Origin of the sequence: Colwellia marinimaniae, from assembly GCF_002207865.1 — a bacterium.
Taxonomy (GTDB): Bacteria; Pseudomonadota; Gammaproteobacteria; order Enterobacterales; family Alteromonadaceae; genus Colwellia; species Colwellia marinimaniae.
The window spans coordinates 1-22,945 of record NZ_BDQM01000007.1 but is presented as its reverse complement, the minus strand read 5'-3'; the positions used below and the strand labels follow the sequence as shown (position 1 = coordinate 22,945).

Sequence of the window (22,945 nt, the reverse complement as noted above, 5' to 3'; positions counted from 1 at the left end):
GGCAAATGGAGCAATAAACTATTTCGATTGGAATTAGTCACGGACAAGTGGCATTAGATAACCGTACTATGAAGTAAGCTTGGTATATTGTATATCCTTTTGTTTTTAGTTGCGGGCGCACTTTTTAAAATGGAAAATTAAAAGTTAAAAGTTAAAGGGGTATAAAAATAAAATACCTGTAAAGCAGGGGATGCCTTACAGGTGGAACGATATAAGAACTTAAAACTATCGGCTTACCTTGATACGCTCTATTAATGACTCTGGCTGTTCAGATGACTCACTCATAACAAAGTCTAATTGCACCAATAAGTTTTTATGCACCTTATCAGTTGCTTTATAGCGCCACTGTTTTAACGCAGTAACTGCTGATCTATCAAAGGTGTAAGCGGGCTTGGCATTAATCACTTCGACATGACTTACTGAGCCGTCAGCCTCGACATCAAATTTTAATACCACAGATCCTTCGGTGCCAGCTTTAGCCGCAGCAAATGGATACTTAGGCTCTATCCTGTGGGTAGGGGATAAGCCAACGACAACTTTTGTCTGGCTAACCTTGCTACCTTCATCTTGATGTAATTGATGACCCGCATAACTAACGCCTGCCAGTAATGAACTTGATACTAGAGTAAGCAAGCTTAATTTAACTACCTTAGTGATGGTGCTCTTTGTTGAGAAGCCTTTTGACATCTGCCTTATTTGTGCTATTCGATTAAACATAAAATGTTGTTCTCCGTTTTGCTTGAAACTGAGTAAGGTAAAAGCATTAGGCGGTGACGTTTCCGCCGCTAATACCAGTGCTTTACAGTATTGGATCCTGGATTGGGTATGTTTTTTCGCCAAAACAACTTGGTCACAGGAATGCTCTTGATCTTGACGAAATGCCGCATAAGCACGCCAAGCTAGCGGATTGAACCAGAATAGCGCTAAGAGCATAAGCGCTAGCTGATTCGTCCACATATGGTGCTGAGAAAAATGACACACTTCATGACTGATGATCAGTTGTTGCTGCTCAGTGGTGTAAAGTGCGGCAAAGTCTTCAGGAATAACTAAGATTTGTTTGAATAAACCCATAAGTATTGGGCTATGAATATGGCTGCTTTGCGCAAGCATTAACTTCTTTGCGCCACTTTCATTTATTTGTTTTTGATGTTTACTATCTGTTAAAAAAGCTAATTTTAACGCTTTTCGATAGTTATATTGCGTTAAGCCCCAGTAACTAACAAGTAGGGAAAAACCTAACAGCCAAGTGCTAGTGAGCCATAAACCGAGTAGGTTATCCAACGATAATTGCTGGCTAATGCTCTGGCTTGGGGTCACTAGATAACGTTGTATTAAGCTATTTTGTGATTCAAGAGCTGTTAGCTCATTGATACTTAGACCAGTTAAATACTGCCAAGGTAAGGGTAGGAAATAAAGCACTAAACTTAGTGGAATAACCAGCCATAAGTTATAAACAGTATTGGCATCGATACTTTTTCTTAACGGCTGGCGGATAAGCAGCATTAGTGATAATAAAACTGTCAGTGGTAGTAATGAATTAACTAACGCGCTAATCATTATTTTTCTCCCAGTCAGATATCAATGATTTTAGTGCGCTAATATCGTCTTTATTAAGCTCGTTTTGCTTAGCAAAACCAGCCACTAAAGGTGCTAACTTACCGCTAAACATGCGTTCAATTAGACTTTTGCTTTCGTTTTGTGTATAGGTTTCACGCTCTAATAAAGGTGAATAAATATAATGACGTTGTTGTTTTTCAAAGCTAATCGCTTGTTTTTTTACTAACCGATTTAATAAAGTTTTTACCGTTTTTTCATGCCATTGCTTATCTTGATTTTTATCAACGCTACCACTGTCATTGGCACTGTCATTAAGCTTGGCAATTATATCGTTAGCGCTAGCAGGGTGGTTTTGCCACAGTGCTGCTAATACTTCAAATTCGGCATTACTGATTTCAGTCATATCACTTCCAGATTTTTTCTAGGTATAATTCTAGGAATCGTTAACGATTACAAATGTAACTTATGAGTTAAGATTACACTTGTAATCTTAACTGTCAATTGTTATTTTTATCTGCGGGTTTATTATTTCACATTAGGAGGTTAATAAAATGAAGATGATAAGTATGGTGTTGATGTGTTTTTTTCTTTTGGCGTGTTCAGCAAGCAAAGTACACCTGTATACTCGTTATTTATCTGCACAGGAAACGGAGGCAATCACTAAAAACCTCGAGGCACATGGTTTTGATGTCATAGCTAATACTCTTGTTTTTCCTGATGATGTTCAGCAATCTACCTTACTTTATTCTCCATTTGTTGAAGGGGAAAACAGGGTAAATGTTTTAATAGCGACACTCGATAAAATGGGCTGGACTATCGCTAATGTACAGCTTCTTTTTGCTGGCAATCACTATTACACCAAAAATAGTATTGGTCTGCTTTTGCTGCCTGATGGCGTGAGACAAAGTGATAAAGTGACCCAGCAAGATCTGGTCAATGAATATGAAAGCAAAGGGTGTGATACATGGATAAAACTTAGCCTAAATAGTGATGCTAGTTATCAATTTTTATATTTAAATAAAACTGACCATCAAAGTGAGCAGTTAACAGGACGTTGGCAGATCACCAGTTACCCTTATATTGAGCTGACTTCGTCAAATAAAATGTGGCGTTTCTATTATGAAATACAAAAAAGTACCACTACCGATGTGGTAGGTAAAATAGAACTTATTGAATTAAAACCGGTAGATGAACATTATACCTGGCCGAAATGCAGTTTTGTTTATGGGCTAAGAGTGTAATATTTATAAAAGCAAAGCGTATTAGCAAAACTAATACGCTGAGGGTATTTACTAATGGTTGACGACTTAAGGCTGGGCATAACCGTTTCGTGCTTCAAGTAAACGATACCAATCGGCATGGCTATATTCAATTATTAAGGCTTGTTTAGCCGCGATAATACGCTTAGGCGTAGTTGAACCAATAATGGGGCAGATATTGGCTGGATGTTTAAGCAACCACGCTAAAATAACTTGCCAAGGCTGACAGTTATATTGTTCTGCTTGTCGTGTTAATTCTGTTGCAATACGCTGCTCATCATCAGTTGAAAAGGTATTGCCCCAAGCAGGATAAGCCACCCCGCCTAGTGGGCACCAAGCAATAGGTGTTATGCCTAACTGTTGACACTGATCTAAACTGCCATCGGTCAAGCTGCTGATATTATGTATATTAATTTCTATTTGATTAACCAGTAATGGCTCATCTAAGGCTGATTGCAATAAGTTAACTTGTGACGGGCTAAAGTTACTGACACCAAAGTGTTTCACTTTACCGCTGGCTTTTAGTTGTTGGAACGTTTGCGCTACTTGTTCGGCATTCAATAAATAATCAGGGCGATGCAGTAAAAACATATCGAGGTAATCAACATTTAACCGCTTTAGTGAGTTTTCGACACTGGTAGTTAAATAGTCTGTTGAAAAATCATAACGCTGGGGCTCAAAGCGAATACCGGCTTTGGAGGTGATAATAAGCTGTTCACGTATTGCCGGTGTTTCTTGTTTAAGCTCATTAAGCCATTCGCCAAACAAACTTTCACAGTGACCACCGCCATAAATATCGGCATGATCAAAGTGGTTATAACCCGCCTCAAGTGCCGCTCTAAGTGCCAATTTACCCTTGGCTTTATCTGCAGGGTTATTATCACCGGCAATGCGCATACAGCCATAAATAAGGCGAGTAGAGTTTAAATGGGCATTTTTATAATGTATTTTTTTCATAAGTTATTTGTTTCTATTTTATTAAAAAAGGACATTTTTCTTTTAAGTAATCTTCATGGTTAGGTAGTTTTTGCACCGTTTTTGTCATGATGTCATAAAATGAATTCATCGTGCGTGGTAAATCAATTTTCTGCTTGTAAGCCATGATAGGCGCAACCGTCGTAGGATGTATATTTTGACCGGTTAACACAGCTAACCAATTATCTTGTTTAAATAAATCATTAGCATCCACATTCAGGTGACCATGGCTTGAAAACAAATCTATTTGATGTTGAAGTGAATCAGGAATGTCCATATGTTGGCAATAACGCCAAAATTCGCTGTCATCCCGCTTGGTTGCTTTATAGTGCAAAATAATAAAATTTCTTATATGTTCATATTCAGTAACGGTTAAATTATTAAATTGTTTGGTGTTGACTTCATCACATTTTTTATTAGGGAAGTGAGCAATTAAACGCATCACTGCTCGTTGGATTAAATGCAAACTAGTAGACTCTAGCGGCTCTAAGAAGCCAGCCGATAAGCCAATGGCAACACAGTTTTTATGCCAAAATTTTTCACGACGACCAACATTAAAGTGAATAACCCTTGGCTCTGAAAGTATTTCGCCATCAATATCACTTATTAATTCGTCCATTGCCGACTGTTCATCGATGAACTCACTACAATGCACTGAGCCGTTACCCATGCGAGTTTGTAGTGGAATGCGCCACTGCCAACCTGATTGTTTAGCAATAGACCGTGTATAAGGGCTAATCACTTTAGTATGACAAGTTTGCACAGCAATAGCGCGATTACATAATAAGTTTTCTGACCAATCTATAAACTTAATACCTAAGGTTTTATTAATCAGTAAGGCAGTAGTGCCACTACAGTCAATAAAAAAATCGCCAGCAATATTTTGGCCACTCGCTAAAGTGACAGAAGAAATAAAACCATTACTTTCATGAGTGTCTACTTTGGTAATTTTACCTTCTTGTCTTTTTACTCCCCGTTTTTCACTGTAAGATCTTAAATAGTTGGCATATAAACTGGCATCAAAATGATAGGCATAATCAAAGCCAGAAAAGAGTGATTTTTTGTCAGGTGAAGGCGGTGAAAACTTATTGTTTTTAGCTAAATGCCAGGCACTGGCGTAATCGTGTAATGGTTTATTATCCCCCGACGCTCGATGTTTATTCCAAAAATAAGAAAAAGGAATGTAATCAAAATCGACCGCAAATCGTCCAAAAGGGTGAAAGTATTGATGGTTTTTCTTAGGCCAATTTTCAAAACTAATACCTAACTTGATTGAGCCATTACAATGTTTCAGAAAATCATTTTCGTCGATGCCAAGCATCCGATTAAAGGTTTTGATTGGTGGTATGGTAGCTTCACCCACGCCAACAGTACCAATGTTGTCTGATTCAACAAGTGTTATGTTAACCTTTGAGCCCTTTGCGTTACATTCTAGTTGTTTAGACAACATTGCAGCCGTCATCCAACCAGCTGAGCCGCCGCCGACTATAACGATATTGTTAATTTTATCTGTTGAGGACATTTTGCACCTTAGCTTTTTTAACGTTATTCAAAACAGTATTACACTAATATCATTATCATTATTATTATTGAAAAAAAAAGCAACACTTCATATTTCATAAGTGTTGCCCTTTATTTTCTATCGGGTAACTATTTACATAGTGTAATTTACGCCGAAGTATATTGTGCGACCGAAGTACTGAATAGTACCTGTGCGCGATGTATTACCAAAATATGAGATATTTGGTTCATCGGTGATATTATCCGCAGAAATAACGGCTTGTAGATTTTCAGTGAAGTTATACGACACTTGTGCTGAAATAATCGTTTCTTCTTGGAAGTAAGCCGATTGATCACTACCAATCGCTACTTGACGACTTAAGTAGTCACTACGATATCGACCACTAACACGTGCGGATAGCTTATCATCCCAATCATAGAATAATGTCGCACTTAATACGCGTGGTGATAAACCTTCAAGAGGACCAAGTTGATTTTCTTCTCCAGGAACTGAAGATTCAACTTCAATTTCACTCTCAGTATAAGAGAAATTCACATTAGCGCCTAAACCTGATAAATATCCAGGGAGAAAAGAAAAGGTTTGTGTGTAACCTATTTCAATACCGCGTATGTAACCCGCATCGCCATTGTTTTCCGCATGGCTATAATCACCATTTTCCCAAACTAAGACATTACCACTGTCATCTTCTACTTTATTGTCTGGAATAGACGGTAAATCAAAACCATTGGCTGCAAAGTCATAATTTATTTCAGTATTATCACTGACAATATTTGCAACATCTTTGTACCAAAGGGCAACAACGAAAGCCCCTTCAGTTTCAGTGAAATAATGTTCAAAAGAAATATCATATTGGTTCGCATAGAACGGGCGTAATTTCGGGCTGGTAGAGCTATCTAAACCAATATAGTTACGACCATCACCATCACGGTTAACATCAAATTTCCAGTTACCACTGTTTGCCATAGTTGGCATTTCAGGGCGTGACATTACTTTTGCATAAGCAAAACGAATTTGATCATCATCGGTGACTTTGAAGTTTAAGTTCAACGAAGGTAAAAAGTCGTTGTAACTTTCGCTAATTTTTTTATGTTCCCAATCGCTATTAGTTCCGCCAACATCATCATAGATGGTATCGCCATTACCTGCGCCAACATTGACTAAACCCGTACTGCTTTGTGTCGTATCAACATAACGAGCACCAAAGTTACCTGTTACGGGGAGGCCAAAGAAATCAGTATCAATGTTTATTTGTAAGTAGGCTGACAATACGTCCTCTTCAACAAGGTTGGCTTGGGTCATGGTCCAATCATGTTGCCAAGTACGTACTGGTGTACGATCAACATTGGGAATCCAAGCATTTAAGATAGCGTCATTATCAACAGATAAGAAGCTAGGCATACCTGATAAGTTGCCACCAATGGTGCTAACTGTTGAGTTACTACTATCTAATACATGTGGTTGAAAACGCGCAACTTCAACAAGGTTGCCATCGGCATCTTCGCCATAAGTAATATATTGGCCATTACGCATGTTACCGTCGGTAGTACCATATAAGAAACGGGCACGGCCTAAGTCATAATCACGCATTGATGCACGAACACCAAACTCTACTGAACTAAATATGTCACTTTCTAGTTGGTAAGTAAAATCAACACGAATAGCGTCTGAAGAGTTTGACTCAATATGAGGGTACGACTCCGAACTAGTTACCATCATGTGTGCAGTGTCAGTGAAGTCTTGATTAAATTGAAGATTAGGGTTATTTAAACCATTTAGCTGATAGCTAAAAATTACATTATCATCAATAATTGGTGTTGGCGCACTTGAATCTTCAAAGTAGGCCATACGCAAAACCTGATCTTTGTATTCTTCTTCACCTTCAGAATGAGATATATCAACTGTCATCATCAAGTCATCAGTAATATCCCAATCACCACGTAAGCCAAAGGCTGATGATGAACTATTAGTAGTATTATCATCGGCTTGTGTTTGGATGTTTATATCACGTGAGGACCCTGGATACGGAGGAGCAAGCAAAGTGCCATTTGGATCTCTGTAGATAGTACCACCAACAAGTGCACCATCGGCAGATAAAGGGTTGTCAATTAATAACCCTGCACCAGGGGTGGCAATATTATTTATACCTGAAATACGTAAGCCGCGATCCCATTTGTTTGAGTCAAACTTAGAGTGAAAACCATCGAACTGAAAGCGCAGATCATCTCTTGGCTCCCAGTTTAGTGCTAAGGTAAACGCGTTACGCTCATCTTCACCGCCACGCTCATTAATTTCGAAACCAGAAGAAACTAAAATGCTTTCGGGAGCACCATCGTAGGCGGCAGATAAGTCTTGTTCATCAAATTGATAGTTAACAAAACGACTGGAAACGGTAGGTTGAAACATATTGGCCCAGCCAACAGCAATGCCTACTGTTTCATCAAAATATTTGCCTTGATAAGATAAGGTTAGACGACGACCAAAGGTGTCAGAATCCTCATTGTCGGCAGCGGCTTCATTGTAGTTGCCATGTAACGAAGCACGAAAGGAATGGTCTTCTTCGTTATCTAAGGCATTAGCTGTTTCTAAGTTAATCGTTGCGGCGATGCCACCTTCGATTAAAGAGGCTTTTTGTGATTTGTATACTTGCGCGCCAGAAATCAACTCAGCTGGGAACATATCGAACTGAATTGAGCGACCACCACTGGTTGATACCATTTCACGACCGTTTAAGGTAGAGAAAACAAAGCCACCAGATAAACCACGAACGTTTAACTCGCTTGATTGACCATCAATACGAACAGAAGTTACACCGGGTAAACGTGTAAGAGAGTCTGCAATGGAAACATCGGGTAAACCACCAATATCATCGGCTGAAATAGCATCAACAACCGTATCAGAAAAGCGTTTAGTATTAAGAGACTTGATGATACTGCCTCTAAAACCTGTTACTTCAATAACTTCGACTTGTTCTTCCGATTTATCTTGTTGTTTTTGAGCTTCTTTGGGAGTTTCTTCTGCCGCATAGGCAATGTTAGACATTGCCGCGATTTGAACTCCTCCCATCATGAGTGCGAGAGTCAGCGCACTGGGCTTAAATGTTTTCATGTGTATCCCCTAAGGCAAGTTGTAGTTATGCTTAATTCTTAATGCTTGATGTTTAGGCTGTTTTCTCTGTTGAAAAGAGCTGCACCTTGCAGTTATTGCTACCTTTATTTAGTTATCGGAATGTAACTTTTATATACACTAGTGTTTAGTCTTGTTCGTTCTGGTAATTCTATATTCAGCAAATCGAGTTTAAAACAACTTAATCAAAAAACAAGCAATTGTTCAGTGCATACGTATGCAGTTTACTAATCATAAATGCATACGTATTCATAGATTTTTAAAGGGATAGGGTTATATACAACATCATATGCTTTGTGTAGGTTTAAGAGGTTACTGAAAAAAATTAAAATCGGAAAAGTAATCTTGTGTTCCTTACTTAATCAGCAAAGTTTTAGGGATAATACAAAATATATACACATAAACTAAAACCATAATAGTTAATGGAGTTATAAACTCATGAAATATAAATTCAAGCCAATTATGCTTGGAAGTGCGATTGCCGTATCTTTAGCCCTAAGTGGTTGTGGTAGTGATCAAGCACAGCCAGAAATAACAGACATATTTGCAGAAGTCGGTTTGTGGTGTAAAAACCCTGACTTAGTTCAAATTGCGAGTGCAGACTTTTATCCACTTACTGCTGATGAACAAGCTGGTATTGATGCGGGTAAAGCTGAAGCCAAAACTGCTGCAGAAGCAGGAGCAGGCGATTCATGGGATGAAGCTGCTTGGGAAGCTGATTTTAAATATGAACAGTTAGACCTTTATAGCATTTTAGATTTAACGCTTGAAGAAACTGAGCGTCAGGTTATTGCGAAAGAAGAAGCACTTGCTTTTCAAATAGCACAAGGCCAAGACGTGATTCGTGGTGAAGGTTTTAATGAATGGTTTGAACTTTGGTTTGCAGAAATCCCAACAGCTAGCTACTTAGGACCATCACAACGTATCAATCGTTCTGTAAATGCAACGACTGCGGACATGGATGGTGATGAAATTTGTTATACGCCGCCATTATCTTGTCCTAACTATAAAGTGATTGACGAAGCGGGTATATACGAGTGTATTATTCCCGAGCAAAACCCTATTTTAGATGCTCCTGCACCGGTTGTTATCGCGGGCCCAAATGAAGCTGTTGTATTCTACCGTAATGAAAATCATGTTGATGGTGGTGATAACGACGCACTTTATGAAAACATGGTAGCTCATACATGGAATGATGATGCCGGAGTCTGTACTGCTTATGCTGATGATAGTATTTCAAGTTGGGGACAAAACTCAAATTATGCAAATGAGCCTGGTAATATAGGCATTGACCCTAATTATGGTATGTTTTGGAAATTACTTTTAGTTGATGAGCCAGGTAATTGCGGTAATGTTATTTTTAATGATACCGCTGACGGTAAAAAGATTTCTGATAGCGATTTAATGATGCCAATTGGTCCATCCGGTAATGTGGTATTACATAACCTTGATAAAAACGCTTATGCTGATGATAACTTCTCCGTAAACGTGCTTGATGGCATGTTACTGGTTAACCAACATCCTTATTTTGGTGCGGAAGCCTCTTCAGGAGTAACGTCTTGTGGTTGGAGCCAAACAGCAAATGATGCGGGGATTTGTGTTGGCGAAGAATTAGTCTGTCCGGTTGACACAGTAGCCGTAGGTGTTGGTGCTGAAGAAATTTCTTCAAAATGTGTTGTCACCTTTAACCCAGATGAAACCGCATTATTACTTCGAGGTGCTTTTAATGGTTGGGATGGCGCTGGAGATGAAAATTCAACATTCGCCTATGCAGATGGTCAATATCGTGTAAACCACACTTACACCACAGAAGAAGAATGTGTAATTGTTGCACCTATCGAAGAAGATCTAGAAGCTGAACCAGTCGTTGAAGCCGTAGATGGTGAAGATTGTACTGACTCATATGACTTTAAAGTAGCTGACATTGATTGGTCTGAGCCTAGCTCTTTCGGTAGTATTAAAGGCGGCGATCAATCAGCTGTTGGCTCTACTATCACTATGACTGTTGGTGAAGGTGTTGGTCAGAACATGAAAGTTGATATGACTAAAGACAAAATTTACCAGTTTTCAGTTAATGCTAGTGATGCAGCTGAAGTTAAATTAACTATTAGCGAAGTACCTGTAGATGCCTTCCCAATGTTAACTATTGGCGCAGAAACTATGGCGCTTAGTTATAGCACTAATGGTCAATACGTAACACGAGTTGACTTAGCTGCTGAAACGCACAGTTTCACTATTGCAGATTCAAGCACGGGTTTTGCTGTAGGTGCAATTGATACTGATAATGTTGTTATGGCAAGTACGCCATTAGCATTAGAAAGTGGAGGTGGCGCGTTAAGCTTTACTTCAATGGCTGCGAAATATGACTTTGTTTTAGATCTGTCAGACCCTACTGCACCAAGTATTGAAATAAAACCTGCTTTACCATTTGGCTCAACGCAAGTTTTCATTCGTGGCTCAGTCAATGGTTGGTCTTCACCAGCTACTGACCAAGTTAAATGGAATGCTGATACTAGAAGTTATAGCGTAATTTACGGTTTAGAAGCTGATGGTAATCATGCCTTTAAATTTGCTGACTCTAGTTGGGGCGTAGTTAACTTAGGTTTTAACGACGTGACTATTTCTACTGATGCTGATGCAATTACGGTAACTGATGATGGCGGAAATATGCGTGTATCAGTATCTAAAGCAACATCTTATAAGTTTGAAGTGATCTTTGATTCAGCTGACCCTGTGGTTAAAGTGTCAGAAGCGCCATTGTATTTACGCGGTAGTATCACTGATTGGGGCGCTTCAGAGGTTAATCAGTTAGCTTTTGTTGCAACTGATGCAGGCAACACTGCTGAAGCTTCACATACTTACTCACTTGAAGTGGTTATTACCGGTCCTGGTGAATTTAAAGTAGCCGATGAAAATTGGGGCGGATCTTTTGGTTATAACTGGGGTGTTGAGATTGCAGATACTAAAGTTGAATTGGGTGTTGCATTGGAACTTGTACAATCTAACAACAACATCAAAATTGACTTACCTGCCGGTACCTATATTTTCGCTTTTGAAGATGGTGTTACTAAAACGATGACGGTTACGGAAAAGTAGTTACTTTGACGTAAATGTTAAAAGTTAAAAGTTATTATTACAAAGTGAAGCTGATTATTTTGTAAATAAAATCAATTAGTTTAGCTAAAAAGCCCTGCCGATAGGTAGGGCTTTTTTTATACCTAAAAATTGCTTTATTGAATACGTATGTAACCTCTGTTCAACAAATAAACAAAGCTTTAGCATGAGGTAATTACCTAAGAAAAATAATGATAAAAGGATAATATTTTGATATTACCAATAAGCTTTAAAAAGATAATAATATGCGGTGTATTAACCACTGGCTTAGCTGCTTGTGGTGGCGGTGGTGATGATGGTGGCAAAGGGCCAAATCCAGATACAAACCCAAACAATAATGCACCAACCGTAACCAGTTTTAGCGCACAAACCAGTACGACTTCTCTTTTTGAGGTCACCTTCTCTTGGGAGGTAGCTGATAGTGATAATGATGCGCTTGCTTGCGTATTATCTACGGGTGATAGTCAAGCTAACATCGATATTGCCGATTGCAAAGCAACCACTTCAGCAACGGTAACTTATCAAGCAGCAGGCAGTTATAGTGCTAATTTAGCAGTGTCAGACCCGAGTAATGCCTCAGCGAATAGCGACTTTGCACTCAGTTTGGTCGATGAGAATACTTTACCTGATCCAGTGGTTAGTGCAGGTGATAACGAGTTAGTTATTTTCTATAACCGCTCTGACGATAATTATGAACACTGGGTATTACATTTATGGAATGGCGATGGCTGTATTGCTTATGCCGATTTTGCTGATGATGAAGGTACTGTTTGGGCTCTAGGCCAGGCAGCAAATGGTGAAGATGCAAACTATGGTGCTTATTGGATACTACCACTAAAAACTGATCATAACGGTTGCGCTAATTTTATTGTTCATAACGGTGATGAAAAAGACATTGGTGGCGATACTAATAATGTAGTCGATCTAACCGGTGAGCACACTATTTGGACATTATCAGGTAACAGTGAATTATATACAGAGGCTATATTAGCCTCTGAAGGTGTATTTATCGAAGGTGCTAGTGCACATTGGCTAACTGCATCGACAGTTTTACTACCGATAGACAATGCCGCTGAAGTTCGTATCTACCATTCGGCCACTGCTGATTTAGCCTTTGATGCTGTTACCGGCATAACGGGTGATAATTATATTACTTTTACCGCAAGTACGCTTAGCGAAAATGAAGCGGCATTGGTGCCTCATATTAAAGATTCATTTGCAGCTTATGCAACGAATGCCGATTTATCATTAATTAAAGCCGCCCTAAAAGGTGAGTTAGTGGCAATAGCGTATTCAGCAAACGGCGAGATGTTATCGGCCACACGTGTGCAAATAGCCAAAGCCCTTGATGATATTTATACCTCAGGTGATAACGACGCTAATGAAGCAATCTTGGGTCTTGTCTATACGGCTAATAACATTACCGCTTCAGTTTGGGCACCAACAGCACAAAGTGTTGCCTTACACGTTTTTGATAAGGCTAAAACTCTAACTAGTACCGAAACCATGATACTTGATGCGGCAACAGGTATATGGTCATTTACGGGGGATAAGGTCTCTTATGATCGTCAGTTTTTCCGTTATCAAGTCAGTGTTTATCACCCAGTTTCACAAAAAATTGAAAACATTTGGTCAACTGACCCTTACTCAGTGAGTTTAGCGACTAATGGTTTGTATTCGCAATTTGTTAACTTAAATGACGATGATTTAAAACCTGTTGATTGGGATAATCATTTATCACCTACGATTGCTGAAATTGAAGATGCCGTGATTTTAGAAGCGCACATTCGTGACTTTAGTATCACGGACAGCAGCACAACAGCACAAAATCGTGGTAAATATTTAGCCTTTACTGAAACAGATTCAAATGCCGTGCAATACCTGAAAAGTTTAGCCGATGCGGGTGTTACTCATTTTCATATGTTGCCTGCTAACGATATCGCTACCATTAAGGAAGGCGTAGGAGAAACCGTTAATATTCATAATACTGTTGCTGAGTTATGTATTTTAAATGCTAGTGCACCTGTATGTGGTGTGGAAGATAATAGCGCCACCATTCTTTCAGTTTTAGAAAGTTATCAACCAACCAGCAATGACGCTAAAGATTTAGTGGCGTCTATGCGAGGCATTGACAGCTTTAACTGGGGTTATGATCCTCATCACTTTAATGCACCAGAAGGCAGTTATGCTTCAAATGCTGATGGCGTTACTCGTATTAAAGAAATGCGCGAAATGAACAAAGCCTTACACGACTTAGGTTTTAGAGTGGTGCTCGATGTGGTTTATAACCATACCTCAGCTTCTGGTTTATGGGACAATTCTGTTTTTGACAAAATGGTGCCGGGTTATTATCACAGGTACAACGAGATATCTGGTGATCTAGAGAAATCCACCTGTTGTGATAATACCGCGACTGAACATGTAATGATGGGAAAATTTGTCATTGATTCTTTAGTGCAATGGACCAAGCAATATAAATTTGATAGTTTCCGTTTTGATATTATGGGGCATATGCCAAAAGCCACTATATTAGCAGCGCGTGCAGCGGTGCAAGCAATCGACCCTGATAATTACTTTTATGGTGAAGGTTGGAACTGGGGGGAAGTAGTCAGTGGCCGTTTATTTGACAATGCCATTCAACAAACGATGGCTGGCTCAGAGGTAGGTACCTTTAATGATCGGCCACGTGATGCCATTCGTGAAGCGGTACTTTCAGTAACATCTCCCGACTTAAATAAAATAGATAAAATTCGTCGTGGTTTAGCGGCAACCTTACAAAATTATCAACTGCAAGATTTTAAAGGTGTGATTAAACTAGGTCGTGATTTTTCAGACGGTCAAGCCTATGCTTTAGACCCTGCCGATATCATTAACTATGTTTCAAAACATGACAATGAAACCTTATGGGATTATTTACAATATAACTTACCGACAGCAATGCTTAATGATGATCGGGTGCGAGTACATAACTTATCGGCAAGCATTCCGTTATTAAGCCAAGGCATACCTTTCTTTCAATTAGGGCTAGACAAGATGCGCTCTAAATCTATGGACAGAAATACCTACGATGCTGGTGATTGGTATAACGCCGTTGACTATAGCAACCAAAGTAATAATTGGCAGGCGGGTACCCCTATTGATAATAGTAATGACAGTAATTTAGCAACGATTGCTAGCATAAAAACCAATGTTGAAATTGCTGTTGATAACAATGATATTGAGTTCAGCTCGGCGATATTTGCTGAGTTCTTAGCTATTCGAAGTGATAGCCCGTTATTTAGATTAACCACAGAGCAAGATGTTATTAACCGTGTTGGTTTTCATAATACCGGCTCTAGTCAAACCCCAGGTTTAATCGTGATGAGCATCGATGATGGTACTGGTGGCTCTACTCAACTAAAGGACTTAGATAATAACTATGATGCTATTGTGGTGGTCATTAACGGTACCGATGCCGAGCAAAGTCATACTATCAGCACAGCTACTGATTTTGCCCTTCATTCAATACAATTAACCTCTGCTGATACTAGTGTTCAGACAGCAAGTTTTACCGCTGGAACGGGTGCAGGAACCTTTACTGTACCGGCTTATACCAGTGCCGTATTTGTTAAGGCACAAGTTGGCGCTCAAGGAGCAGGGTTAGCAGCGGGTATTACTCGAGATGCTGTCGATGTTGCACCCTATGGTGATACCGTTATTTACCTACGCGGCAGTATGAATAACTGGAGCAGTGAGGAGTTAACCGATGCTTATCGTTTTATCTATGAAGAAAACGATATTTACAGCCTTAACGTTAATTTAACTGCGGGCCAGCAAAGCTTTAAATTTGCCGATGCACAGTGGGCCAATTTAAATTTAGGCTTTAATGATGTGAGTTTTACCGCAAGTTCAATTACGGTAAATGATGATGGTGGCAATATGACGTTTTCGGTAGCAAGTGATGGTATTTATAGCTTTACCATTGACGCTTCTGCTGCAACAGCGCAAATCACTATTACTAGCATTGCACTAACCGTGGATTGTCGCGCATTAATCGACTCTGCTGATGCTATTCCATTTGACATTGCCGGCGGCGGTGAACTCTATGTCAAAGGTAATCATTCTGGCTGGGGCGCAAATGAGTTATATCGTCTACATTATAAAGGCAATAATATTTATCAGGCAGTAGCTGATTTTGCTGGTGATATGCAATTTAAGCTGGCTTCAGACGATGATGATTGGACGACACAGTTATGGGTACAAGCTGAAGCTAGTAACGATATTAGTAGTGATAACTTAGCTGTTGGAGTGAACTATGTTGTTGCCTATGATGATGGCGGAACTGATAATAACGTTATTACACTGGAAGCCGGAAGTTATAGCTTTTTGTTAACACTCAATGAAGCTAACCCAAGCCAAGGTGCTAATGTAGGCAGCCTGATTATTCAGCAGTGTCAGCCATAGCAATCAAACCAGAATAACATGCTGGTAAAATAGACCTTGAGCTTGTTTTGAAGGTTTATCAGAAAGGCTTGCTAAGTAAATCAGCAAGCCTTTTTTTATTTTAACTTTGCAGCGGAAAGCTACTGGTAAATTATTACTCTTCTTATAGCTTGGATATTTGTTCAGCTAAAGCTTCAGGCTCGTAAAAGTCAGAAGTTCTTAATATGACTTCACCATCTTTTACCATGATTAAGCTCGGTAATTCTTTCACGGCATATTGATGAAACATGCTATTGCTAACATCAATCGCAATGGCATGTTTTACTTGATATTTCTTAGTGTAATTCGCGAGTTCAGCAGGACCTGTCCAAAGTCTGGAAATGATGCCTTGCCATTCGATGTTAGCAAACTGTTGAGTTAAATAATTGATTGAATTTTGTGCCGCTATGCATTGTTGTGATGAGCTTGGGCGAGAGTCTTTAAAATACCAATCACACCAAGTAGCGGTAAATAAAAACGCCTGTATTTTATTGTCATTAAGCCCTAACTCCAGTGGCAATGCAGTTTCGGTAATGGCATTGTCGGCCAGTAAATCAAGTTGTTGTTCACTACTGAGCAGGGAAATTTTGTTATCAAGCACTGAATCAGCTTTATGGCCAAGGTGAACTAAGTTCATTTGTTTATCAAACAATAAATGATACGGGGTACCGAGTAACCGAAACGCTTGCGCTAAGTCGCCACTTTTATCGATAGCCATAGGCATTGATAAGTTAAACTCTTGCTGCATTTTTTGCACCGCAGCTAAATTATCATTGATACCTAGATTAATGGCGATGATCGCTAAATTGTCACTATGTTGTTGACTTATTTGCTCAAAATGGGGCATTTGCTCAATACAAGGTTTGCACCATGTTGCCCAAAACTTTAAATAGACCGGCTTTTTACCTTGATATTGCGCTAAGGTAACCACTTCTCCCGTGGTTAAGGTTATTGGCATGGTTAATAACTGCTGTGATACATTGCTGGCTTGCACCAATAAAACTGGACTGATAAATAATGTCAGAGTGATGGACAATAACAATCGTTTTAACATGAACATAAGGATTCCCTTAGTTATTAGGTTGAAGGTAATCAACTTAAAGGTAATTTTTTGAAAATTTTATCAACTTTGTTGACTGGTGTTTTCAATGAAACTTAGTTTACGTCAAATAATTATTATCAGAAGTGCCGATAATTACTTACATTAGTGAATATAATTCATCAATACCATTCGTCGATTTAATTCACTCATTCCATTCATTGAGGAAGAGCATTATGGATAAATTTAAAAGCATCGCCTTGTTTATGTCGACTATCGAGACTGGCAGCTTTGCTGCAACAGCCAAAAAACACTCGACAGATCCATCCACGGTAAGTAAGGCTATTAAAAGGTTAGAAGAGCAGCTCGGCTTGCAATTGCTTTATCGCTCTACTCGGCAGTTAAGTTTGACCTCAGCAGGGCAAAAGTATGCCGATACCGTTGGCTCTCTCTATCAACAACTTGAATCGTGTGAGCAAGAATTAAAATCAGACAATAATAGTTACAGTGGTGCATTGAAAATTAATTTACCGGTATCGTATGGCCGTATGTATATGCTGCCAATGTTAAGCCAATTTAAAAAAACCTATCCTGAAATCCAGCTAGATATCAGTTTTAATGATGAATATGTCGATATGATTAGTGATGCGGTCGACGTTACTATTCGCAGTGGTACTTTAAATGACAGCCGTTTGGTGGCACAAAAACTGTCACCCATGCCTTTTGTGCTGTGCATCAGTAATGAGGGGGTCAGTAGTAAGGGCGTAAGTAATAAGTTAGTAACCAGCAGCGAGATTGATATTTCGAATAAAGGGCTCTCAGTTTTACCTTGGCTGTTATTTCGCTTCAAACAAACAGGTAGGACAATGCCGATAAATTTCTGCTATCAAGGTTGCCATATTAATGTTGAACCGAAAAACGTCACCATTGTTGATGATGGTGAAGCAATGGCCCAAATGTGCGCGGAAGGTTTGGGCCTTAGTCTTATGCCTCATTTTACCGCTAAGGCCTTAGTCGTTGCCGGCAAAATGAGGGTGGTGGCAGAACTTGATGAATTTGCCAATTCAGGGGTATTTATTGTATATCCAAAAAGAAAATACCTGCCCAAACGCACGCAACTATTTATCGAATTTGTTAAAGCTTACCTTAAAGAAATAGGCGAGTTGCCATCCAAAACTTTGCTTGATAGCCCACTAAAACCGAGTTGACAGTGTAGAGTATCATGGGGTAAATATTGAATACGTATGCAATTAAGCAAAATCAGTATTTATATAATGGCTGAACGAGTAAGTTAATATCCATAACAATATTACCGACTCGTTTATTATGAAAATGTCTTTTTTTTCTCGCTCTCACTCAAGCCTTAGCCGGGCAATTTATGCTGTACTCTCAACAACTATGTTGGTTAGTGCATGTGGTGAAACAAGTAAACCTAGCCAACTAAGCCAACCAATAATTAATACTGTCAATAAGGTCACTGCTGTTGCAGCAAGCTTGTTTAAAGCAAGTGACTTGGCTAATTTACCGAGTGATAGCTCTGCTCATTGGTTAACCAGCCAATTATTGGTACTGCCAAAATCACGGAACAACTATCAATACCAGTTACTGAGTAAAAAATCAGCTGGTTTTAATGCCATTGATTTATTAGCGGTTAGTTTCCCAGATAAATTAGCAAAAGAGTTTCCTCATTTAGCTGATTTTCAAGCCTATAAAGTGCAATTAACGCCAGAGCAAAGTAAGCGCTGGTTAAAACAACAACTCATGGTGGTGGCGATTGAAGCCGGTCTTGGTCTAAGTAAGCAAGCAAAAAAAATTGCTTACGTGCAAACCGGGGGCGTAATTGATGCACTTTATACTCAGGGTGATAATGATGCCGATGAAGTGACAGATTTAGGCGCAACCATTATCAATAATCAACAAGGTGAGGGTGTTAACACTGTTGTTAGTAGAGCTGTTAGCTTTAAGTTATGGGCACCAACAGCACAAGCGGTTGCTGTGCAGCTTTTTGATGACAACTTACAAGCAATTTCAGGTGGTAAGCTTGAAATGGTAGAAGATAGCCATACCGGTGTTTGGCAGGTATTGTCAGATAAGCAAGCGAGTTATGCTTATTATAAATATCAGCTTAGCGTTTATCACCCGGTATCCCAAAAGGTAGAAACCTTATCGGTTACCGACCCCTATTCTTTGAGCTTGTCTGTTAATAGTGAGTACTCACAGGTTGTAGATTTGAATGACGCTATTACGCAGCCTAAAAACTGGCTAAATCAGTCAATACCGACGGTGAAAAATGTCGAAGACAATGTTTTTTATGAAGTACATATTCGAGACTTTAGTGCCAATGAACAACGGCTAAGTAACCCTAAGTTTAAGGGGAAATATAAAGCCTTTAGTGAGACTAACTCTAATGGCGTGCAACATTTAAAAACACTGCAAGCGGCAGGCTTAAATAACATTCATTTATTACCTACCTTTGATATGGCCACCGTTAATGAAGATGCCAGTAAACATCTTGATATAGATGATAACCTGGCCAAAGTTTGCGCCATTACACCTAAGATCAATATCTGTCAGCAAGCTTACAATGCTGAGCAAAGTATTAAATCACTATTACAGAGTTATGCCGTTGCCAGCGAGCAAGCGCAGCAGTTAGTTAGCGAATTACGCCAAGTTGATAACTACAACTGGGGTTATGATCCTTTTCATTACACTGTGCCAGAGGGCAGTTATGCCGTTAATGCCCAAGGTGTTGCACGCTTAGTCGAATTTAGAGAGATGATTCAAAGCCTGCATGGTTTGGGATTTCGGGTGATTATGGATGTAGTGTATAACCACACCCATCAAGCTGGCTTAGCAACCAATGCTGTATTGGATAAAATAGTACCTCATTATTACCACAGATTAGACCCGATAACAGGTGCTATTGAACAATCTACTTGTTGTGATAATACCGCGACAGAGCGGGTGATGATGGCAAAACTAATGACCGACTCGTTAGTGGTTTGGGCACGTGATTATAAAATTGATGGTTTTCGTTTTGATTTAATGGGCCATCAACCCAAGGATGTGATGTTGGCAGCAAGAGCCGCTGTGCGCCAAGTCGACAGTGATACTTACTTTTACGGTGAAGGTTGGAATTTTGGTGAAGTGGCTAATAATAAACAATTTGTCCAAGCCAGCCAGTTAGAGTTAGCCGGCAGCGAAATAGGGACTTTTTCTGACCGATTACGTGATGCCGTGCGTGGCGGTGGTAATAATACTCGCGATTCTCAAGGCATTGGTAATGGTTTATTAACTTTTCCTAATGAAAAACAACATAAAGAAAAAAATCGTCGCGCTTATGTGTTAAGAATGGACCAACTACGCATCGGTTTAGCCGGTAATTTAGTGAATTTCCCTTTAAAAGTTATTAATGGTAAAAAAGTATTAGGCAAAGATATTCCTTATGGTGATCAGCCAACGGGTTATGCGCTAGACCCCGCTGATACCATTAACTATGTTTCTAAGCATGACAACCAAACCTTATGGGATAACAGTCAATATCGTCTAGCTTTTGAAGTTTCTACTGATGACAGGGTTAGAATGCACTTGCAAAGTTTAGCGTTCATCTTATTCGCCCAAGGTATTCCTTTCATTCACATGGGCTCAGAGTTTATGCGCTCTAAGTCTTTCCTGAGAGATAGCTATGACTATGGTGACTGGTTCAATCGTGTCGATTTTTCTAAGCAAGATAATTTTTATAATATCGGTTTACCACCAGCAGAGAAAGATAAAGCTAACTGGCCGTTAATAAAGCAAGTTCTTGCCGGTCATCAGGGGCGAGATCAGGTTAATGCTAAGCATATTGAGTTTAGCAGTAATATATTTACCGAAATGCTAACACTGCGGATGAGTTCGCCCTTATTTAGACTAACAAGCAGTGCCGCGATTATTGATAAAGTGACTTTTCTCAATACGGATAACGAGCAGCTAGGTTTATTGGTGATGAAAATTGATGATAGTCAGGGCGAATCTGTTGATGCCAAGGTATCTAGCATGATGGTTATTTTTAATACCAGTGATAAAAGACAAACTTTCGCCTATGGCAGCACTCAGGGTTATCAATTACACCCAATACAAAAAAATGGTGTTGATGAAGTGGTGAAGCAAAGTAAAGTAACGGCAGCAGGCTTTACTGTGCCAGCACTGAGCAGTGTGGTATTTGTCAAACTGAGAGGTTAGTTAAGTTTTATTAATTAATCGAGTTTCATAACTCTTTAGGCAAAAAAAGGTCCTGTTGAGCAATTATTAATAATTGGCTCAACAGGACCTTTAATCTTTTTAAACCATTAGCGCTTACTCGCGTAAATGGTATTTATACACTCGGCGATAAATGTAAAAAACAGCCACGACCGGCGAAGGTCAGTTGATAGTGAGGCTCAATATTTTTATCTGTGCGCAGGGTTTTTTCTAACAAGCCTTTTTCAACTAAAAAATCTAACATGTTAGTTGATAGCTCACCCAATTTTGCTTTTGCGGTAATTTCAACTTTAGTGGCAACACCTTTAAATGAGTACAGCGCTTGTATTATTTTTGCTTCAACTTCAGAAATCTTTGGCATGCTACCTGTGTATGGAGGGTATTGATTTATGGGGAACTTACCTTGAACACTTTCGTAAGACGCCTGTATCGCTTTAATATCATTCTCTTTATTATCGGTTAATTTAAAGGTATGAAAAACGCCAGTCTCTTTACTTAAGTAATCTACTTTCGCTAAAAATATCGGTAAGTCACAACCTTGGGCAACATGGTAAAAGCCACTTCTCCATTTAGGTACTAGGCCGCGTGTTCCTTCTGGAGTGAATAAGAAAAACACTCGGTTTAATTTTTGGCTATTGATAAAGTTTTTTATTTGCTCAACTTGGCCAATGCCTTTTGCGGAACGATCAATAGGTATGGCGCCAAGATACATCATCCAAGTGCCTAACACTGGGACTCGACATAAGGTGTCTTTTACCGAAAAGTAAATTTTCACATCTTGCAAAATAGCGGCACCTAGGGCGTAAAAGAAATCCCAGTTTGAAGTATGAGGAGCAGCGATAGCCACACCTGCACCTTCAGGCGCTGTTTTACAAAGTTTCCAACCAGCAAGTTTAAACCAAAGAGTAAACATAAATTTTAAGAAGTATTTAATGAAAATACCGTCGAAGATGGTTTTTTCTCGAATGGTGAGTGCTTTTTTAGCCATGGTAAAGTCAATTCAAAGTTACAACTAAGATAGCTGCTATTGTAGCAGGTAAGTTACAAAAAATATTGATGTAGCTAGCTATTTAATCAGCTTAGTCTTGGTGGTAAACACTCAAAGTGAACGTTTGTTTGAAATAGGGCTTGCTCCTTGAGCTAGCTAGTATGTTTTTATCAATAAAAACGGGTTGTTAGTTTGTTTTTTTGCATAGAAGAAACTTATAGAGGGCTAGCAAGGTGTTTGAAATAAATAAACTGGGCTCATAGATAAGCTGCTTTATTTAAAAGGATTAACTTAATGATTATCTATATCGGAATTTTCCCAGGTAAAAACACTGATGTTGTCTTAATAAACTGAACTAGTGATAGCTTGCTACCATGAATGAGTTGAACTCGACGATATCTTGTTATCTTACCTAGTAGAGTGGTGGCTATTTATATACAATCTATTTTATATAAATTTATTATTCGCGTAATAACTCAATTTTATCATTAGTTTAAAGGTTTTTCTTGTCTTTAAAACAAGTTTAGCGAGTAGGTAAAGCAATAAACATGAACCGAGCCCTTAATGAATAAAACCATGCATAAGTTAATGAACTCAAGTTTCGGGATTCAAAACAAACAATAAAAACTGAATAACTCGATGATTTAAAAGAGGTTGATGTCTCATTA

General features: G+C 39.1%; 12 protein-coding genes. 5 read left to right on the top strand and 7 right to left on the bottom strand.

The genetic code is table 11. The features are described from left to right. Nucleotides 1-225: 225 nt before the first annotated feature. Together MTCD1_RS06055 and MTCD1_RS06050 are read right to left on the bottom strand one after the other, a co-directional pair. Nucleotides 226-1,557 carry a TonB family protein gene (locus MTCD1_RS06055; RefSeq protein ID WP_057179839.1) on the bottom strand — a complete coding sequence of 444 codons (1,332 nt, stop codon included), beginning with the start codon at nucleotides 1,555-1,557 and terminating at the stop codon, nucleotides 226-228. Beyond that, nucleotides 1,550-1,960, bottom strand: coding sequence for a BlaI/MecI/CopY family transcriptional regulator (locus MTCD1_RS06050; RefSeq protein ID WP_057179840.1), 411 nt, complete (start codon nucleotides 1,958-1,960; stop codon nucleotides 1,550-1,552). The genes MTCD1_RS06055 and MTCD1_RS06050 overlap by 8 nt, the downstream gene beginning before the upstream one ends. A 148-nt stretch (nucleotides 1,961-2,108) precedes the next feature. Between MTCD1_RS06050 and MTCD1_RS06045 the strand changes: the two genes are divergently transcribed. Then, nucleotides 2,109-2,798 carry a hypothetical protein gene (locus MTCD1_RS06045; protein WP_057179841.1) on the top strand — a complete coding sequence of 230 codons (690 nt, stop codon included), beginning with the start codon at nucleotides 2,109-2,111 and terminating at the stop codon, nucleotides 2,796-2,798. A gap of 66 nt (nucleotides 2,799-2,864) precedes the next feature. On the opposite strand, the gene MTCD1_RS06040 is transcribed toward MTCD1_RS06045, so the two are convergent. The 3 genes from MTCD1_RS06040 to MTCD1_RS06030 all read right to left on the bottom strand — a co-directional run bounded on the left by MTCD1_RS06040 (nucleotide 2,865) and on the right by MTCD1_RS06030 (nucleotide 8,418). After that, nucleotides 2,865-3,773, bottom strand: a complete 909-nt coding sequence (locus MTCD1_RS06040; protein WP_057179842.1) for an aldo/keto reductase — start codon at nucleotides 3,771-3,773, stop codon at nucleotides 2,865-2,867. Between the two features lie 13 nt (nucleotides 3,774-3,786). Beyond that, a complete protein-coding gene (locus MTCD1_RS06035) occupies nucleotides 3,787-5,313 on the bottom strand; it encodes a tryptophan halogenase family protein (RefSeq protein ID WP_057179843.1) in 1,527 nt (508 codons plus the stop codon). Between the two features lie 132 nt (nucleotides 5,314-5,445). Further along, complete coding sequence (locus MTCD1_RS06030) at nucleotides 5,446-8,418, bottom strand: TonB-dependent receptor (protein ID WP_057179844.1); 2,973 nt, start codon at nucleotides 8,416-8,418, stop codon at nucleotides 5,446-5,448. Between the two features lie 456 nt (nucleotides 8,419-8,874). On the opposite strand from MTCD1_RS06030, the gene MTCD1_RS06025 reads away from it, so the two are divergent. Then, nucleotides 8,875-11,532, top strand: coding sequence for an early set domain-containing protein (locus tag MTCD1_RS06025; RefSeq protein WP_057179845.1), 2,658 nt, complete (start codon nucleotides 8,875-8,877; stop codon nucleotides 11,530-11,532). Between the two features lie 228 nt (nucleotides 11,533-11,760). Further along, nucleotides 11,761-15,993, top strand: a complete 4,233-nt coding sequence (locus MTCD1_RS06020) for an alpha-1,6-glucosidase domain-containing protein (RefSeq protein WP_231732963.1) — start codon at nucleotides 11,761-11,763, stop codon at nucleotides 15,991-15,993. Nucleotides 15,994-16,135: 142 nt separating this feature from the next. Here MTCD1_RS06020 and MTCD1_RS06015 read toward each other — a convergent pair whose 3' ends face one another. Further along, complete coding sequence (locus MTCD1_RS06015; RefSeq protein WP_057179846.1) at nucleotides 16,136-17,071, bottom strand: TlpA family protein disulfide reductase; 936 nt, start codon at nucleotides 17,069-17,071, stop codon at nucleotides 16,136-16,138. Nucleotides 17,072-17,286: 215 nt separating this feature from the next. Here MTCD1_RS06015 and MTCD1_RS06010 point away from each other — a divergent pair, with 215 nt between their 5' ends. Both MTCD1_RS06010 and pulA read left to right on the top strand, forming a co-directional pair. Continuing rightward, complete coding sequence (locus MTCD1_RS06010) at nucleotides 17,287-18,258, top strand: LysR family transcriptional regulator (protein WP_057179847.1); 972 nt, start codon at nucleotides 17,287-17,289, stop codon at nucleotides 18,256-18,258. Between the two features lie 118 nt (nucleotides 18,259-18,376). Further along, nucleotides 18,377-21,271 carry a pullulanase-type alpha-1,6-glucosidase gene (gene pulA / locus MTCD1_RS06005; protein ID WP_057179848.1) on the top strand — a complete coding sequence of 965 codons (2,895 nt, stop codon included), beginning with the start codon at nucleotides 18,377-18,379 and terminating at the stop codon, nucleotides 21,269-21,271. 133 nt (nucleotides 21,272-21,404) lie between these two features. Here the strand turns inward: pulA and MTCD1_RS06000 are convergent, their stop codons facing one another. Continuing rightward, nucleotides 21,405-22,277, bottom strand: coding sequence for a 1-acyl-sn-glycerol-3-phosphate acyltransferase (locus tag MTCD1_RS06000; protein WP_057179849.1), 873 nt, complete (start codon nucleotides 22,275-22,277; stop codon nucleotides 21,405-21,407). Nucleotides 22,278-22,945: the final 668 nt, after the last annotated feature.